This is a genomic window from Salinarimonas rosea DSM 21201 (assembly GCF_000429045.1).
Lineage (GTDB): Bacteria > Pseudomonadota > Alphaproteobacteria > Rhizobiales > Beijerinckiaceae > Salinarimonas > Salinarimonas rosea.
Window position 1 is genome coordinate 45,724 of sequence record NZ_AUBC01000001.1, and the last position, 16,115, is coordinate 61,838.

The 16,115-nt window shown below is 72.5% G+C and carries 15 protein-coding genes; 9 read left to right on the top strand and 6 right to left on the bottom strand.

From position 1 onward, the window contains the following. Nucleotides 1-17: 17 nt before the first annotated feature. From G407_RS0100190 to iolG, 4 genes are all read right to left on the bottom strand, one after another. Complete coding sequence (locus G407_RS0100190; RefSeq protein ID WP_029029184.1) at nucleotides 18-1,466, bottom strand: YcjX family GTP-binding protein; 1,449 nt, start codon at nucleotides 1,464-1,466, stop codon at nucleotides 18-20. Between the two features lie 711 nt (nucleotides 1,467-2,177). Next, nucleotides 2,178-2,696, bottom strand: a complete 519-nt coding sequence (locus tag G407_RS0100195) for a SixA phosphatase family protein (RefSeq protein WP_029029185.1) — start codon at nucleotides 2,694-2,696, stop codon at nucleotides 2,178-2,180. A gap of 49 nt (nucleotides 2,697-2,745) precedes the next feature. Continuing rightward, nucleotides 2,746-3,867 carry a Gfo/Idh/MocA family protein gene (locus tag G407_RS0100200; RefSeq protein ID WP_043538652.1) on the bottom strand — a complete coding sequence of 374 codons (1,122 nt, stop codon included), beginning with the start codon at nucleotides 3,865-3,867 and terminating at the stop codon, nucleotides 2,746-2,748. Nucleotides 3,868-3,932: 65 nt separating this feature from the next. Then, nucleotides 3,933-4,934 (bottom strand): inositol 2-dehydrogenase, encoded by a 1,002-nt coding sequence (gene iolG, locus G407_RS0100205; protein ID WP_029029187.1) that lies wholly within the window; start codon nucleotides 4,932-4,934, stop codon nucleotides 3,933-3,935. 110 nt (nucleotides 4,935-5,044) lie between these two features. Here iolG and G407_RS0100210 point away from each other — a divergent pair, with 110 nt between their 5' ends. Continuing rightward, the gene (locus tag G407_RS0100210; RefSeq protein ID WP_029029188.1) at nucleotides 5,045-5,860 is read left to right on the top strand and encodes a MurR/RpiR family transcriptional regulator; all 816 of its coding nucleotides are present in this window, start codon (nucleotides 5,045-5,047) and stop codon (nucleotides 5,858-5,860) included. A gap of 58 nt (nucleotides 5,861-5,918) precedes the next feature. On the opposite strand, the gene G407_RS0100215 is transcribed toward G407_RS0100210, so the two are convergent. Further along, nucleotides 5,919-6,263, bottom strand: coding sequence for a nuclear transport factor 2 family protein (locus G407_RS0100215; RefSeq protein ID WP_029029189.1), 345 nt, complete (start codon nucleotides 6,261-6,263; stop codon nucleotides 5,919-5,921). Nucleotides 6,264-6,556: 293 nt separating this feature from the next. Between G407_RS0100215 and G407_RS0100220 the strand changes: the two genes are divergently transcribed. From G407_RS0100220 to iolB, 7 genes are all read left to right on the top strand, one after another. Then, on the top strand, nucleotides 6,557-7,498 hold the full coding sequence (locus G407_RS0100220; RefSeq protein ID WP_029029190.1) for a sugar ABC transporter substrate-binding protein: 942 nt from the start codon (nucleotides 6,557-6,559) through the stop codon (nucleotides 7,496-7,498). A 96-nt stretch (nucleotides 7,499-7,594) separates the two neighbouring features. After that, the gene (locus G407_RS0100225) at nucleotides 7,595-8,692 is read left to right on the top strand and encodes an ABC transporter permease (protein WP_029029191.1); all 1,098 of its coding nucleotides are present in this window, start codon (nucleotides 7,595-7,597) and stop codon (nucleotides 8,690-8,692) included. Next, complete coding sequence (locus G407_RS0100230) at nucleotides 8,692-9,471, top strand: ATP-binding cassette domain-containing protein (protein ID WP_029029192.1); 780 nt, start codon at nucleotides 8,692-8,694, stop codon at nucleotides 9,469-9,471. The genes G407_RS0100225 and G407_RS0100230 overlap by 1 nt, the downstream gene beginning before the upstream one ends. Before the next feature lie 25 nt (nucleotides 9,472-9,496). After that, a complete protein-coding gene (locus G407_RS0100235; protein WP_029029193.1) occupies nucleotides 9,497-11,410 on the top strand; it encodes a bifunctional 5-dehydro-2-deoxygluconokinase/5-dehydro-2-deoxyphosphogluconate aldolase in 1,914 nt (637 codons plus the stop codon). Then, nucleotides 11,407-13,233: a 3D-(3,5/4)-trihydroxycyclohexane-1,2-dione acylhydrolase (decyclizing) gene (gene iolD / locus G407_RS0100240; RefSeq protein ID WP_029029194.1), complete on the top strand. Its 1,827-nt coding sequence runs from the start codon at nucleotides 11,407-11,409 to the stop codon at nucleotides 13,231-13,233. Before G407_RS0100235 ends, iolD begins: the two co-directional genes overlap by 4 nt. Before the next feature lie 23 nt (nucleotides 13,234-13,256). Next, nucleotides 13,257-14,162, top strand: coding sequence for a myo-inosose-2 dehydratase (iolE, locus tag G407_RS0100245; protein ID WP_029029195.1), 906 nt, complete (start codon nucleotides 13,257-13,259; stop codon nucleotides 14,160-14,162). Beyond that, nucleotides 14,162-14,971, top strand: coding sequence for a 5-deoxy-glucuronate isomerase (gene iolB / locus G407_RS0100250; RefSeq protein ID WP_029029196.1), 810 nt, complete (start codon nucleotides 14,162-14,164; stop codon nucleotides 14,969-14,971). Before iolE ends, iolB begins: the two co-directional genes overlap by 1 nt. Before the next feature lie 26 nt (nucleotides 14,972-14,997). Here iolB and G407_RS0100255 read toward each other — a convergent pair whose 3' ends face one another. Next, complete coding sequence (locus G407_RS0100255) at nucleotides 14,998-15,387, bottom strand: YraN family protein (RefSeq protein ID WP_029029197.1); 390 nt, start codon at nucleotides 15,385-15,387, stop codon at nucleotides 14,998-15,000. A gap of 257 nt (nucleotides 15,388-15,644) precedes the next feature. Here G407_RS0100255 and G407_RS0100265 point away from each other — a divergent pair, with 257 nt between their 5' ends. Continuing rightward, nucleotides 15,645-16,100, top strand: a complete 456-nt coding sequence (locus G407_RS0100265) for a (2Fe-2S)-binding protein (RefSeq protein WP_029029198.1) — start codon at nucleotides 15,645-15,647, stop codon at nucleotides 16,098-16,100. Nucleotides 16,101-16,115: the final 15 nt, after the last annotated feature.

A 16,115-nucleotide genomic window follows, 5' to 3' on the forward strand; every position in this document is an offset into this window, starting at 1 on the left:
CCCAAATGCCGGGCGGGTCAGGCCAGGCGGTCGCCGATCAGGAACTCGATCGCCCGGTCGAGCCGGATATGCGGCAGGCGCGGCGCGCGCCCGCCGGGGTCGGGCTTGGGCTCGGGCGGGCGGAAGCGTGGGAAGCGCAGGGAGCCCGGCGGCACCGCGCCCTCGAGCACGGCGGCGGCGCGCTCGGGCAGCTCGCCGGGGAACACCGCGGCGCGCGTGTTCCCGTCGAAGACCTCGCCGTCGATCGTCTCGCCGGCCTCCGGCACGCCGGCCACCGCCTCGAGCCGGGCGCCGTGCTCGTGCACCAGCGTCTCCTGGGTGGCGCGCACGGAGGCGAGCGCCACCGTGCCGACCTTGGCGCCGGCCGACTCGCCGCGCTTCACGGCGCGCTCGACGAGGAGGCGCAGCACCGCCTCGAGCCGGGCGTGGCTGGTCTGGTGGACGTGATCGGCCTTGGTCGCCGCGAACAGGACGCGCTCGGCACGCGGGGCGAACAGGCGCGAGACCAGTGTGTTGCGGCCCGACCGGAAGGCGAGCAGCACCCGGTCGAGCGCCCGCTCCAGCTCCGCCAGCGCGCCGGGCCCGCCGTCGATCGCCGCGAGCACGTCGACGAGCACGATCTGCCGGTCGATGCGCTGGAAGTGCTCGCGGAAGAACGGGCGCACCACGTGGTGCCGATACGCCTCGTAGCGCCGCTCCATCAGGGCGCCGAGGCTCCTCGGTTTCGGCCGCGCGCCCGGCGCGAGGCGCAAGGGGGCGAAGGTGAGCGCGGGCGAGCCCTCGAGATCGCCGGGCATCAGGAAGCGTCCCGGCGGCGTCGTCGCCACCGCCTCCGGCCCGGCGCGCAGCGCGACGAGATAGTCCTTGAAGGCGGCCGAGAGCCCGGCGATCGCCGGCTCGTCCGGCTCGGCATCGGGGTCGATCGCGGCGAGCGCCGCGAGGAAGGGCCCGGCGAGCGGCGCGCGGTCGGGCCGCGTCGCGCCCTCGAGCACCTCGCGCGACCACTCGCCGAAGTCCTGGTCGAGGAGCGCGAGATCGAGCAGCCATTCGCCGGGATAGTCGACGATGTCGAGATGCAGCCGCGCCGGTCCCGAGCGCCAGGCAGCGCGCCCGCGCTCGTAGTCGATGTCGACGCGCAGCTCGCTCACGCGCGAGGTGGATTGCGGCCAGCGGCGCGCCTCGGCCAGCATGCGCAGATTGTCCTCGTAGGCGAAGCGCGGCACGGCGTCGTCCGGCTGCGCCGCGAGACGAGCGCGGCGGATGCGACCCTCGTGCGAGGCCCGGAACGCGGGCAGCGGGACGTTCTGCACGAGGTTGTGCACGAGCGCCGTCGTGAACACCGTCTTGCCCGAGCGCGCGAGCCCGGTCACCCCGATGCGCACGCCGGGATCGACGGTGCGCGACGCGTAGTCCCCGAGGCTCGCGAGGACGTCGTAGGCGCTGGAGGCGAAGGAGGGTGCGGGCACGCGGGCGAACCGGACAGATGGAAGGACGCTCGCCCTCACTTAAGGACGAAAGAGCGATTTCCCAAGCGTCTCGCTCCTCCCCCGTCGGGGGAGGTGGATCGGCGCCGAAGGCGACGAGACGGAGGGGGTGCGCCGGCAGGTGCACTTCGGCGAAGCCGAAATCGGCACGCGCCGAGCCGCGGGACCCCGCCCCTGGCTCGCTCCGCGAGCCGTCCCCGCCCCGATGGGGCGGGAGCAGGCTTGCCGCATCGCTCGTTCCCCGTCGGGGAGGTGGATCGGCGCCGAAGGCGACGAGACGGAGGGGGTGCGCCGGCAGGTGCACTTCGGCGAAGCCGAAATCGGCACGCGCCGAGCCGCGGGACCCCGCCCCTGGCTCGCTCCGCGAGCCGTCCCCGCCCCGATGGGGCGGGAGCAGGCTTGCCGCATCGCTCGTTCCCCGTCGGGGAGGTGGATCGGCGCCGAAGGCGACGAGACGGAGGGGGTGCGCCGGCAGGTGCACTTCGGCGAAGCCGAAATCGGCACGCGCCGAGCCGCGGGACCCCGCCCCTGGCTCGCTCCGCCAGCCGTCCCCGCCCCGATGGGGCGGGAGCAGGCTTGCCGCATCGCTCCTCCCCCGTCGGGGGAGGTGGATCGGCGCCGAAGGCGACAAGACGGAGGGGGTGCGCCGGCAGGTGCACTTCGGCGACAGCCGAAACCACCACCCGCCCGCCCCTAGGGTGCGGACGCCAGCCCCTTGGGCGTCACGAAGCGCTCCAGCCGGCCTTCCCGCGGCACCACGTCGGCCCAGCTCTCGGCGTCGAGGTCGATCACCGCGATGGCAGCCGTGGGGAACTTCTCGCGCAGGCGGGCGAAGGCGTAGCGGTCGCCGAAGCCGACGAGGCTCGTCGCCAGGTCCTCCATGCCGGGATTGTGGCCGATCACGAGGAGCGTGCGCACCGTGTCCGGCGTCTCGCGCACGACGCCCAGCAGCCGCTCGGCGGCCGCCTCGTAGATGCGCGGCTCCTCGCGGGTCTCCACCGGGCCGATGGCGGCGCCGGCGAGCGCGAAGGTCTCCTGTGTCCGTCGGGCCGAGGAGACGAGCACGAGATCGGGCAGGAGCGCCTCGGCGGCGAGGTAGGCGCCCATGCGCGGGGCGTCGGCGCGGCCGCGCGCGTCGAGCGGGCGGTCGTGGTCGCCGACCCCGTCGGGATAGGCGGACTTGGCGTGGCGGAAGAGGATCAGGCGTCTCATGCTCCCGGTGTAGCACGCGCGCCGGGCTCCCGGGAAACCCCCGCCGTCGTCACGCGTCGAGCCGCACCCAGCCGCCGCCCTCGCGGGCGGAGCGGGCTATCGCATGGATCACCCGCTCGATGCCGAGCGCCTCCTCGAAGTCCGGCGAGGCCCGCCCGCGCCCGGCGATGGCGCGCAGGAGGCCCGCGACCTCGATCGTCTTCTGGTCGTTGAAGCCGAGCCCGTGGCCCGGCGCCGGTGTGAAGGCGCCGTAGGGCTCGTGGGCCGGGCCGGTGAGAATGGTGCGGAAGCCGTGGCGCGAGCGGTCGGGCTCGGCCTGGAAGAGCTGGAGCTCGTTCATCCGCTCCTGGTCGAAGGCGATCATGCCCGCCGACCCGTGGATCTCGAAGGCGAGGCGTCCCTTGCGGCCCCACGCCGCCCGCGAGGTTGTGAGCATGCCCGCCACCCCGCTCTCGAAGCGCACGAGCGCGGTCGCCACGTCCTCGTTCTCGACGGGCCCCTCCCCCGTCCCGTCCGGCATCGGGCGCGTCGCGTGGACCGTCTGCATGTCGGCGCACAGCGTGCGGATGGGACCGCACAGCGCCTGCGCGAGGCTCACCAGGTGGCAGCCGAGGTCTCCCAGGGCGCCGAGCCCCGCCTCGTCGGACCGGCAGCGCCACGACCAGGGCAGCGCCGGATCGGCCATGTAGTCCTCGTCGACGATACCGCGGAACTGGACGATGCGCCCGATCGCGCCCTCCGCCACGAGCCGCTGCGCGTGCTGGAAGGCGGGGTTCTTGAGGTAGTTGTAGCCCACCTGGGTGACGACGCCGGCCTCGGCCGCCGCCGCCGCCATCGCCTCGGCTTCCTCCAGCGTCAGCCCGAGCGGCTTCTCGCAATAGACGTGCTTGCCGGCGGCGAGTGCCGCGAGCGCCATCTCGCTGTGGAGCCTGTTGGGTGTCGTGATCGAGACGAGGTCGACCGCCGGATCGGCGACGAGGTCGCGCCAATCGGCGGTCGCCCGCGCGAAGCCGAACTGCCGGGCGAAGCGCTCCGCCGCCTCGGCCGGCGTGTCGCACAGAACGGCGAGGCGCGGCGCCGCCACGTCGCCGAACACCGCGCTCACCGCCCGGTAGGCGAGCGCATGGCACTTGCCCATGAACCCCGTCCCGATCAGCCCGACCCCGACCATCACCGCCTCCTGGAAACCATCGATGCCGCGCGCTTCGCGGTGCACCTCCCCGGGGGGAGGCGGGGTCAGCCGATCTCGGAGACCGCCACGGTGCGGCCCTCGCGCACCGAGAGGAGCGCGGCCTCCGCCAGGATCAGCGCGGCCAGGCCGTCGGCGCCGCCCGGCGAGATCGGCGCGCCGTCGCGCAGCGCCGCGACGAAGGCGGCGATCTCGTTGGCGTAGGCCTGGGTGTAGCGGGTCATGAAGAAGTCGTAGAGCGGCGGGCGGGTGAAGCCGCGCGCGTCGGCGACCTCGATCATCGCCGGGCGCTGGTTCTCCGCCGCCACCATGCCCTTCGAGCCGTGCACCTCGATGCGCTGGTCGTAGCCGTAGGCGGCGCGGCGCGAGTTCGAGACGATCACCTGCTTGCCCGACACCGTCTCGAGCACCAGGCTCGCGCTGTCGAAGTCCCCCGCCTCGCCGATCGCCGGGTCGACCATCACCGCCGCGCGGGCGGTCACCCGATCGATCTCCTCGCCCATCAGGAAGCGGGCCATGTCGAAGTCGTGGATCGTCATGTCCCGGAAGATCCCCCCCGATGCCTCGATGTAGGAGATCGGCGGCGGGCCGGGGTCGCGGGAGGTGAGCGTCGCCATCTCCGGTGTGCCGATCCGCCCGGCCGCGATCTGCGCCTTCAGCGCCATGAAGGAGGGGTCGAAGCGGCGGTTGAAGCCCAGCATGAACGGCGTGCCGGTCTCCTCCACCACCGCGAGGCAGGCGCGCACGCGGGCGAGCGACAGGTCGATCGGCTTCTCGCAGAAGATCGCCTTGCCGGCCCGGGCGAAGCGGCCGATCAGGTCGGCATGCGTGTCGGTGGGCGTGGCGACGATGACGGCGTCGATGTCGTCCGCCGCCTCGATCGCCTCGATCGTGCGCACCTCGCCGCCGTGCTTGCGCACGAGCGCGTCCGCCGCGTCGGCGACGGGGTCCGCCACGGCGACGAGCCGGGCGCCCTCCACCGCGGCAACCGCAGCACCGTGGACCTTGCCGATACGGCCCGCGCCGAGAAGCCCGAAACGGATGGCCATGCCTTCTCCTCCCTGCTCGCGGCGTGGCCGCGAAAATGGAATTTTCATTCCACGATGCTTGCGCGTCGCGACGGGGGCTGTCAAGGTCCGCGGGAGGAGCCGACAGTGCCATGAAGCCGACCCCACCCAGCGATTTCGAGGATCTGCGCCAGCGCCTGGCGGCGATGCACGACGGCCTGCCCAAGCGGCTGCGCCAGTGCGCCGCCTACGTCCTGCGCGAGCCCGACCGGATCGCCTTCGACACGGTGGCGGAAGCCGCGGCCGCGGCCGAGGTTCCGCCGTCCGCCATGATCCGCTTCTCGAAGCTCGTGGGCTATTCCGGCTATTCCGAGATGCAGCGCGTCTTCCGGGCGCGGCTCTCCAATGTCTGGCCGGACTACTCGACCCGCCTCACCCGGCTCAAGACCGCCGGCGCAGGCAGCCCGGAGAGCGTGCTCGCGGAGTTCGCGGAAGTGTCGCGCTCCTCGATCTCGCGGATGGCGCTCGCGCTCGAGCCGGAGCGGCTGCAGGAGGCGGTGCGCCGGCTGGCCGAGGCGCGGATCGTCCACGTGGTGGGCCTGCGCCGGGCCTTCTCGGTCGCCGCCTATCTCGCCTATTCCTTCGAGAAGGTGGGGCGCCCCACCATGCTGCACGACATGGCGGGCCGGCTCGACCACGGCGGCATGCTCGCCCCCGACGACGCGCTCCTCGCCATCTCCTTCGCCCCCTACACGCCCGAGACCGTGGCGCTCGCCCAGCACGCCAAGGCGCGCGGCCTGTCCGTGATCGCCATCACCGACAGCCAGTTCTCCCCGCTCGCGCCCCACGCCGACGTGCTGCTCGGCGTCGACGAGCTCGACTTCGGCGCCTTCCGCTCGCTGGCGGCGACCTTCTGCCTCGCCGCGACGCTGGCGGTGGCGACGGGAGCCGCGCTGGAGGGGGGCTGACACGTCCGATGCCGCGACGCCGGCCCCCGCCGGCACACGGCGAGAGGGGCGTACGGGGTCAGGCGACGGGGGTCTGCTGATGCTGGATCAGTGTCCAGCGGCCCTCGTCGGCGCGGTAGGTCGACGTGCACAGGCAGCGGTACGGCTCCGCACCCTCCCGGCGCCCTTCCGCGCCGTACCCGAGCACGACCACGTCGTCGCCGGCTCGCGCCAGGATCCTGTCGTGCATGCGCACCGATGACCAGCGGGGCGCGTGCTCGATGCTCCGGAGGATGTCCGGGACCCGCAGCAGGCCCATGCCGGGAAACGCCATGACGCATCCCTCGTGAAGCGTCTCGCGATAGAAGGAGGGGCCGTCCAGCCAGAAGCGCTCCTCGAGTGCCCAAGCAGCGTCGTCGTTCATCGTCGACCTCGCATCCGCGCGCCCCCTCGGGCGAATCGAACAAGTCCGCCGGCCGTCGTCAAGCGACGGGCAGGCGCCGCATGGTCCCGCCGGCGGATCGCGGCACGGTCGCCTCGAGCGCGGCCTGGCAGAATTTTCGTTCCATTTCGATCGGAATGAACTTGCCGTGCCGCGATATGGAATGTACGCTCCATTTCGACCCTGACCAACAGGGAGCCGCACGGCGGCTCGGGACGTCGCGCAGACGACGCTCGGCGGATCACGGGATCGCCGTGACCAAGGGAGGAACAACCATGAAGCACACCATCTCGGCGCTCGCGCTCGCCGTGGCGGCCACCGCGGCCTTCGCCGCCCCCGCACAGGCGGAGGGCGAGCGCTTCGTCCTGATCAGCCACGCGCCGGATTCGGACAGCTGGTGGAACACGATCCGCAACGCCATCGCGGTGGCCGGCGACCAGATGGACGCCACCGTCGAGTACCGCAACCCGACCACCGGCGACCTCGCCGACATGGCGCGCATCGTCGAGCAGGCCGCCGCCTCGAGCCCCGACGGCATCATCGTCACCATCGCCGATTTCGACGTGCTCAAGGGCCCGATTCAGGACGCGGTCGATCGCGGCATCCCGGTGATCACCATCAACTCCGGCACGCAGGAGCAGTCCGAGGAGCTCGGCGCCCTCATGCATGTCGGCCAGCCGGAATACGAGGCGGGCCTCCAGGCCGGCAAGCGCGCCGCGGCGGAGGGCGCCGAGTCCTTCCTTTGCGTCAACCACTACATCACCAACCCGGCCTCGGTGGAGCGCTGCCAGGGCTTCGCGGCGGGTCTCGGGATCGAGCTCGGCGACCAGATGATCGACGCCGGCCAGGATCCCGGCGAGATCCGCAACCGCGTCTCCGCCTACCTGAACTCCAACCCGGACACCGACGCGGTGCTGACGCTCGGCCCGACCTCGGCGCACCCCACCATCGCCGCGCTCGACGATGCCGGCCTGACGGGCGAGGTGTATTTCGGCACGTTCGACCTCTCCGGCGAGATCGCCCAGGCGATCAAGGACGACGTCATCGCCTTCGCCATCGACCAGCAGCCCTTCCTGCAGGGCTACCTGCCCGTCGTCATCCTGACGAACTACAGCCGTTACGGCGTGCTCCCGTCCGGCCACATCAACTCGGGCCCGGGCTTCATCACGGCGCAGAACATCGAGAAGGTCGAGGCGCTGGCCGGCGAGTACCGCTGAGCCGGGGCACGCCTCGACGACCGAAGCCACCGACCCGGGGCGCGCACCGAGCGCACGCCCCGGGGACCCGTCCCCACGGCTGGAGGATGCGGCGCCATGCACGACGAGCGCCTGAAGCCGATGTCGCCCCTGCGCAAGGCCATGCTGCGGCCCGAGCTCGGCGCGATCTGCGGCACGTTCCTTGTCTTCGTGTTCTTCTTCCTGGTCGCGCGCGACACGGGCATGTTCTCCGCCGAGGGCGTGATGAACTGGGGCATCGTCGCCGCGCAGTTCGCGATCATCGCGGTGGGCGCGGGCCTGCTGATGATCGCCGGCGAGTTCGATCTCTCGGTCGGCTCGATGATCGGATTCTCCGGGATGGTCATCGCCATCGTCGGCGTGGCCTGGGGCTACCCGATCTGGCTGGCGATCCTCGCCGCCTTCGCGCTCGCCATGCTGATCGGCGCGATCAACGGCTGGATCGTGGTCAAGACCGGCCTGCCCTCCTTCATCGTCACGCTCGCCTCGCTGTTCATCCTGCGCGGGCTGACGATCTTCCTCTCGATCTCCGCCACCCGCCAGACCATCGTCGGCGGCGTGCGCGACGCGGCCGAGGGCGACTGGCTCGCCCCGCTCTTCGGCGGCAAGGTCTTCGGCGGGCTGTTCGTCTGGCTCGCGGACATCGGCGTGATCTCGACCTACACCCGCGGCACCCGTGCCGGCGAGCCGGTCGTCGACGGCATCCCGATGATGATGGTCTGGGCGATCGGCCTCATCGTCTTCGCCCACGTGCTGCTGACAAAGACGCCCTTCGGCAACTGGATCTATGCCTCCGGCGGGGACGCCCAGGCGGCGCGCTACACGGGCGTTCCCGTGAAGCGCGTGAAGGTGTCGATGTTCGTCTTCACCGCCTTCTGCGCCACCGTCTTCGCCACCTGCCAGGTGATGGAGTTCGGCTCGGCGGCGGCGGATCGCGGGCTCCTCAAGGAGTTCGAGGCGATCATCTGCGTCGTCATCGGCGGGGCGCTGCTCACCGGCGGCTACGGCACGGTGATCGGGGCGGCGCTCGGCGCGCTGATCTTCGGCGTGGTGCAGCAGGGTCTGTTCTTCACCGGCGTCGAGAGCTCGCTGTTCCGGGTGTTCCTGGGCGTCATCCTCCTCCTCGCGGTGATCATGAACACCTACACGCGCCGCCTGATCACGGGAGAGCGCTGATGACGACGACCCCGATCATCGAGCTGCGCGACATCGAGAAGCATTTCGGCCCGGTCATCGCCTTGAACGGCGTCTCCTTCTCGGTCTTCCCGGGCGAGGTGCACTGCCTGCTCGGCGACAACGGCGCCGGCAAGTCGACCTTCATCAAGACGATGTCCGGCGTCCACCAGCCGACCCGGGGCGAGATCCTGGTCGAGGGCCGCCCGACGGTGCTGGAGAGCCCGCGCGAGGCGATGCGGCTCGGCATCGCCACGGTCTACCAGGACCTCGCGATGATCCCGCTGATGTCGGTGACGCGCAATTTCTGGATGGGCCGCGAGCCGGTCAAGCGCTTCGGGCCGATCAAGCTGATCGACTTCGCCCACGCCAACCGCGTGACGCTGGAGGAGATGCGCAAGATGGGCATCCAGCTGCGCGGGCCGGACCAGGCGGTGGGCACGCTGTCGGGCGGCGAGCGCCAGACCGTCGCCATCGCCCGCGCGGTGCATTTCGGTGCCAAGGTGCTGATCCTCGACGAGCCCACCTCCGCGCTCGGCGTGCGCCAGACGGCGAACGTGCTCGCCACCATCGCGCGGGTGCGCAAGCAGGGCATCGGCGTCGTCTTCATCACCCACAACGTCCGCCACGCGCTCGCGGTCGGCGACCGCTTCACCGTGCTCAACCGCGGCCAGACGCTCGGCACGGCGAACAAGGGCGAGATCGACTACGAGGCGCTGCAGGACATGATGGCCGGCGGCCAGGAGCTCGCCTCGCTCGAGGAAGCGGTGGCCGAGGCGTGAGCCGGACAACGAGAGACGAAGCGTCATGACCCTCGACGTGATCACCATCGGCCGCTCCTCGGTCGACCTCTACGGCGCCCAGGTCGGCGGCCGGCTGGAGGACATGGCCTCCTTCCGCAAGTATCTCGGCGGCTCGCCCACCAACATGGCGGTGGGCGCCGCCCGGCTCGGCCTGCGCGCCGCCGTGCTGACGCGCGTCGGCGACGAGGCCATGGGCCGCTTCCTGCGCGAGGAGCTCGCCCGCGAGGGCGTCGACACCCGCGGCGTGATCACCGATCCCGAGCGGCTGACCGCGCTCGTCATCCTCGGGATCCGAGACAGGACGCGCTTCCCGCTGATCTTCTACCGCGAGAACTGCGCCGACATGGCGCTGGAGGAGGCCGATGTCGACGAGGCCTTCGTCGCCGACGCGCGCTGCGTGGTGGCGACCGGCACGCACCTCTCGCATCCGCGCACCGAGGCCGCGGTGCTCAAGGCGCTGCGCATCGCCCGCGCGAAGGGGCTGCGCACGGCGCTCGACATCGACTACCGGCCGAACCTGTGGGGGCTCGCGGGCCACGACGCCGGCGAGGAGCGCTACATCGCCTCGGGAGCCGTCACCGCCAAGCTTCGGGAAACGCTGCACCTTTTCGACCTGATCGTCGGCACCGAGGAGGAGTTCGCCATCGCCGGCGGCAGCCGGGACATGCCCGAGGCCCTGCGCGCCGTGCGCGCGGCGTCGGACGCGACGCTGGTGCTCAAGCGCGGCCCCATGGGCGCCGTCGCCTTCCCCGGCGCGATCCCGGACGACCTGGACGAGGGCCTCAGCGGGCCCGGCTTCCCGATCGAGGTCTACAACGTGCTCGGCGCCGGCGACGGCTTCATGGCGGGGCTGCTCAAGGGCTGGCTCGACGGGGAGGCCTGGGAGCGCACCCTCGCCTACGCCAACGCCTGCGGCGCCTTCGCCGTCTCCCGCCACGGCTGCGCGCCGGCCTACCCGACCTGGGCCGAGCTCGCGTTCTTCTTACGCCGCGGCGTCGTCACCCCGGCGCTGCGGCACGACGCGGAGCTCGCGCACATCCACTGGGCGACGACCCGGCGCGGCGACTGGCCGGCGCTGCGCGTCTTCGCCTTCGACCATCGCGCCCAGATCGAGGAGATCGCGTCCGCCGTCGGCGCCGCCCCGGAGCGGATCGGCGCCTTCAAGCAGCTGTGCCTCGACGCCACCCGCCGTGTCGCCGACGGGCGGACGGGCTACGGCATCCTGTGCGACCCGCGGCTCGGCGGCGACGCGCTGATGGCGGCGGCCGGATCCGGCCTGTGGATCGGCCGCCCGGTGGAGAAGCCCGGCTCGCGCCCGCTGGAGCTGGAGATCGGCCGCGACTACGGCAGCGCGCTGGCCGAATGGCCGCTCGAGCACGTGGTCAAGGTGCTGTGCTTCTACCACCCCGACGACCCGCCCGAGACGAAGGGGCAGCAGGAGGAGACCGTGCTGCGTCTCGCCGAGGCGGCCCGCGCCAACGGGCTCGAGTTCCTGCTCGAGATCGTCGCCTCCAAGGCCGGCCCGCTCGACGACGACACCACCGCCCGCGCCATGGCGCGCTTCTACGACCTCGGCGTGAAGCCGGACTGGTGGAAGCTCGAGCCGCTGCGTTCCGCCGCGGCGTGGGCGCGGGCCTGCGCGGTAATCGCCGAGCGCGACCCCTTGTGCCGGGGGATCGTCGTGCTCGGGCTCGGCGAGGGCGAGGCCGGGCTGACGGAGAGCTTCCGCCTCGCCGCACGGCACGAGCGGGTGAAGGGCTTCGCGGTGGGCCGCACCATCTTCGCCGAGGCGGCGCGGGCCTGGCTCGCCGGCGAGGTCGACGACGACGCCGCGATCGCCGACATGGAAGGGCGCTTCGCGCGCCTGTGCAGGATCTGGGACGAGGCCCGTCAGGGGATTGGAGAGGGGACGCGATGAGGACGATCCGGCTGACCGCCGCCCAGGCCATGGTGCGCTGGCTCGCGGCGCAGGAGACCGCGCCGGGCGTGCCGTTCCTCGGCGGCGTCTGGGCGATCTTCGGCCACGGCAACGTGGCGGGGCTGGGCGAGGCGCTCCACGGCATCCGCGAGCGGCTGCCCACCTTCCGTGGCCACAACGAGCAGTCCATGGCGCACGCCGCCATCGCCTACGCCAAGGCCTCGAACCGCCGCCGCGCCATGATGGTGACGTCCTCGATCGGCCCCGGCGCCACCAACATGGTGACCGCCGCCGCGCTCGCGCACGTGAACCGGCTGCCGGTGCTGTTCGTACCCGGCGACGTCTTCGCGAGCCGCCTGCCGGACCCGGTGCTGCAGCAGGTCGAAGACTTCGGGGACGGCACGATCAGCGCCAACGACTGCTTCCGCCCGGTCTCGCGCTATTTCGACCGCATCACCCGGCCCGAGCAGCTGCTGTCCGCCCTCCCCCGGGCGATGAGCGTGCTCACCGATCCGGCGGAGTGCGGCCCGGTCACGCTGGCCTTCTGCCAGGACGTTCAGGCCATGGCCTTCGACTGGCCGGAGACGTTCTTCGAGGCGAGGCTCTGGCGCCAGCGCCGGCCGCGCCCGGACGCGGACGAGCTCGCCGCCGCGGTCGCCGCCCTGACGCGGGGAGAGCGCCCCCTCGTCGTCGCCGGCGGCGGCGTGCTGTATGCCGATGCGGCGGGCGATCTCGCCCGCTTCTGCGAGGCGCACAACCTCCCCGTCGCCGAGACGCAGGCCGGCAAGTCCGCCCTGCCCCACGACCATCCGCTGAACCTCGGCTCGATCGGCGTCACCGGATCGAGCGCGGCGAACAAGGTGGCCTCCGAGGCCGACGTCGTGCTCGCGGTGGGCACGCGGCTGCAGGACTTCACCACCGGCTCGCGGGCCCTGTTCGGCGACCGGGATCTGACGATCATCGGCCTCAACGTCGCCGCCTTCGACGCCGGCAAGCACGGGGCGCTGTCCCTGGTGGCAGACGCCAAGGCGGGCCTCGCCGAGCTCGAGGACGCGCTCGCCAGCTGGCGGGCCGAGGGCGACGTCGCGGGGCTGAAGGCGGAATGGGACGCCGCCGTCGACGCCGCCACGGCTCCGCCGGCTTCCGGCAACGCGCTGCCCTCGGACGCGCAGGTGATCGGCGCCGTGCAGCGGGCCTCGAACGCGGACACCGTCGTCGTCTGCGCCGCCGGCGGGCTGCCGGGCGAGCTGCACAAGCTCTGGCGGGCCGCGCGGCCGAACGGCTACCACGTCGAGTACGGCTACTCGACCATGGGCTACGAGATCGCCGGCGGGCTCGGCGTGAAGATGGCGCTGCCCGAGCGCGAGGTCGTGGTCATGGTCGGCGACGGCTCGTACATGATGATGAACTCCGAGCTCGCCACCGCGGTGATGCTCGGGCTCAAGCTCGTCGTCGTCGTCCTCGACAATCGCGGCTTCGGCTGCATCGACCGGCTGCAGCGCGCCACCGGAGGCGAGAGCTTCAACAACCTCCTCGACGACGCGGTGCACGAGACGCCGGCGCACATCGACTTCGCCGCGCACATGGCGGCGATGGGCGCGCACACCGAGAAGGTGTCGTCCATCGCCGAGCTGGAGGCCGCGCTCGCCCGGGCCCGCGCCTCGGATGTCACCACCGGCATCGTCATCGACACCGACCCGATGATCACGACGCAGGCCGGCGGCGCCTGGTGGGACGTCGCCGTGCCCGAGGTCTCGACCCGCGAGAAGGTCCGCGCCGCCCGCGCCGCCTACGAGCAGGCCACCACCCGCCGCCGCCCCTGAGGCCGCCCCTAGGACGACATCGCATGATCCGCTACGGCACCAATCCCATCGCCTGGTCCAACGACGACGACCGACGCCTCGGCGCGCACATCCCGCTGGAGGAGTGCCTCGCAGACACCGCCGCCATCGGCTTCGACGGCATCGAGAAGGGCCACAAGTTCCCCGAAGGTGCCGCCGCGCTGAAGGCGACGCTGGCGCCCCACGGCCTCGCCTACGTCTCCGGCTGGCACTCGCTCAACCTGCTCGCGCGCAGCGTCGAGGCGGAGAAGGCGGCGCTCGACCCGGTGCTCGACCTGCTCTCCGCCATGGGGTCGCGCGTGTGCATCGTCTGCGAGACCTCCAACGCCATCCACGGAGACGACGCCAAGCCCCTGGCGGAGCGCCCGATTCTATCGGACGCGGAATGGCCCGGCTTCGCCCGCGGCGTCGAGGCGCTCGCCGCGCATTGCGCCGAGCGGGGGATCGATCTCGTCTACCACCACCACATGGGCACCGTTGTGCAGAGCGAGGCGGAGATCGACCGGCTGATGGCGGAGACGGGGCCGGCGACGAAGCTTCTTCTGGACACCGGCCACGCCTTCTTCGCCGGCGCGGACCCGACCGCGCTCGCGCACAAGCACATGGACCGCGTGCGCCACATTCACGCGAAGAACGTCCGCCCCGTGATCGAGCGGGAGGTCGAGGCCGAGCGGCTGAGCTTCCTCGAGGGCGTGCGCCGCGGCGTCTTCACCGTGCCGGGAGACCCGGAGGGCGGGGTCGACTTCCTCAGCGTCCTCGCCGTCGCCGCCGAGCACGGCTACGACGGCTGGCTCGTGATCGAGGCGGAGCAGGACCCGGACGTGCGCGACCCGAAGGTCTACCAGCGGATGGGCCTCGAGGCCCTGCGCCGCCTCGCCCGCGAGTCGGGCCTGGACGCGGAGGCGCGCTGATGGCGAACCTCCTGCGCAAGCCCTCCGGCACCAGCGGGCTGGTCCACGCCATCACGCCCGAGACGGCCGGCTGGACCTATGTCGGCTTCTCGCTCTATCGCCTCGCCCCCGGCGAGACCGCGGCGGAGGCGACCGGGGATCGCGAGGCCATGCTCGTCCTCGTCGAGGGCAAGGCGGAGATCGAGGCCGGGGGCCGGGCTCTGGGCGCGCTCGGCGGCCGCATGGACCCGTTCTCCGGCGAGCGGCCGTTCACCGTCTACGTGCCGGCCGGCAGCGGCTGGTCGGCGCGGGCGACGACGCCGCTGACGCTGGCCGTCTGCACGGCGCCCGGACGGGGCACGCGTCCCGTGACGGTGATCCGCCCGGACGAGGTCGAGGCCGTCACCCGCGGGAAGGGCACCAATACGCGGCGCATCCACCCGATCGCGATGGAAGAGCGCGACGTCGCCGACTCGCTCCTCGTCACGGAGGTGTTCACGCCCCAGGGGCATTGGTCGTCCTACCCGCCGCACCGGCACGACGAGGACGACTACCCGCGCATGACCTACCTGGAGGAGACCTACTACCACCGCCTGAACCCGGCCAACGGCTTCGGCCTGCAGCGCGTCTTCACCGAGGACGGCTCCCTCGACGAGACGATGGCGGTGGCCGACGGCGACGTCGTGCTGGTACCCAAGGGCCACCACCCCTGCGCGGCGCCCTACGGCGTCGAGATGTACTACCTCAACGTCATGGCCGGCCCCCGCCGCGCCTGGCGCTTCGCCAACCACCCGGATTTCGACTGGATCGCGCAGCGTGACGCGGGCTGACCGGGAGGAGACTGCGGCAAGCGGCGTCAGATCTCCATCACGCCCTCGACGTGCACCGGCCAGCGTCCCCGCCCCAGGAAGACCGCGTCGACCCGGAACGACCAGCCGGCATCCGCCCAGCGATTGCGGCTGCGCCAGGCGCGGATGGCGCGGGCGAGGCGGCGGCGCTTCTGCGGGGTGACCGCGACGCGGGCGTCATCGAGGGCGGCGCGGGCCTTCACCTCGACGAAGAGAACCACGCGCCCGCGGCGCATGACGAGGTCGATCTCCCCGCCCGGAACGCGCCAGCGGCGGGCGAGCGGCCGCCAGCCCTTCAGCATCAGCGCGGCCAGCGCCCGCCATTCGGCGAAGGCGCCGTGCGCGAGAGCGCGGCGGCGGCGCGCGGGGCCGGGTCCGTCTCGCGGCTCGGAACGCACGATCAATCCCGCCAGCGGGCGCGGTGCGCCCCGGCCCGCGGCGCGGTCCGGACCGCGCTCGGGTCGGAGACGTTGGTGGCGACGCGGAGCGGCATCCTGGAAGCCTCGGCCGTGCGACGGCGCCATCGAGCCGTACCGGCCCCGCGTTGTCAAGCCGGTCGCTCTGCACGTCGAACGCTCGACGCCCGTGCACAGCCCCTGGCCGCGGGCGACCACGCGCCATACCTATGCGAGGAACACTTCCGTCGCGAGGCCCCATGATCCGGCTGATGCTCAACGGGCGCGAGACCACGCTCGACGTCGACCCCGACATGCCGCTGCTCTGGGCCCTGCGCGACCACGCCGGGCTCACGGGCACGAAGTACGGCTGCGGCATTGCGCAATGCGGGGCCTGCACGGTCCATCTCGACGGCCAGCCGATCCGCGCCTGCGTCACGCCGGCGTCCGCCGTCGAGGGCGCGGCGATCACCACGATCGAGGGGATCGCGGGACCGGTCGCCGAGGCGGTGCGGGCGGCCTGGCGCGATCTCGACGTCGTGCAGTGCGGCTACTGCCAGTCCGGGCAGATCATGGCCGCGGTCGGCCTCCTCTCGCAGACGCCCTCGCCGACCGAGGACGACGTCGTCGCCGCGATGGAGGGGAACCTGTGCCGCTGCGGCACGTACCAGCGCATCCACGCCGCGATCGCCGACGCCGCGACGCGGCTCGGCTGAGGACGGCCGGCGGCG

Excerpts from the sequence above, each read along its gene's own strand:
- G407_RS0100195 (WP_029029185.1), bottom strand. The coding sequence starts at position 2,696 with ATGAGACGCCTGATCCTCTTCCGCCACGCCAAGTCCGCCTATCCCGAC.
- G407_RS0100200 (WP_043538652.1), bottom strand. The coding sequence starts at position 3,867 with ATGGTCGGGGTCGGGCTGATCGGGACGGGGTTCATGGGCAAGTGCCAT.
- iolG (WP_029029187.1), bottom strand. The coding sequence starts at position 4,934 with ATGGCCATCCGTTTCGGGCTTCTCGGCGCGGGCCGTATCGGCAAGGTC.
- G407_RS0100210 (WP_029029188.1), top strand. The coding sequence starts at position 5,045 with ATGAAGCCGACCCCACCCAGCGATTTCGAGGATCTGCGCCAGCGCCTG.
- G407_RS0100215 (WP_029029189.1), bottom strand. The coding sequence starts at position 6,263 with ATGAACGACGACGCTGCTTGGGCACTCGAGGAGCGCTTCTGGCTGGAC.
- G407_RS0100220 (WP_029029190.1), top strand. The coding sequence starts at position 6,557 with ATGAAGCACACCATCTCGGCGCTCGCGCTCGCCGTGGCGGCCACCGCG.
- G407_RS0100225 (WP_029029191.1), top strand. The coding sequence starts at position 7,595 with ATGCACGACGAGCGCCTGAAGCCGATGTCGCCCCTGCGCAAGGCCATG.
- G407_RS0100230 (WP_029029192.1), top strand. The coding sequence starts at position 8,692 with ATGACGACGACCCCGATCATCGAGCTGCGCGACATCGAGAAGCATTTC.
- G407_RS0100235 (WP_029029193.1), top strand. The coding sequence starts at position 9,497 with ATGACCCTCGACGTGATCACCATCGGCCGCTCCTCGGTCGACCTCTAC.
- iolD (WP_029029194.1), top strand. The coding sequence starts at position 11,407 with ATGAGGACGATCCGGCTGACCGCCGCCCAGGCCATGGTGCGCTGGCTC.
- iolE (WP_029029195.1), top strand. The coding sequence starts at position 13,257 with ATGATCCGCTACGGCACCAATCCCATCGCCTGGTCCAACGACGACGAC.
- iolB (WP_029029196.1), top strand. The coding sequence starts at position 14,162 with ATGGCGAACCTCCTGCGCAAGCCCTCCGGCACCAGCGGGCTGGTCCAC.
- G407_RS0100265 (WP_029029198.1), top strand. The coding sequence starts at position 15,645 with ATGATCCGGCTGATGCTCAACGGGCGCGAGACCACGCTCGACGTCGAC.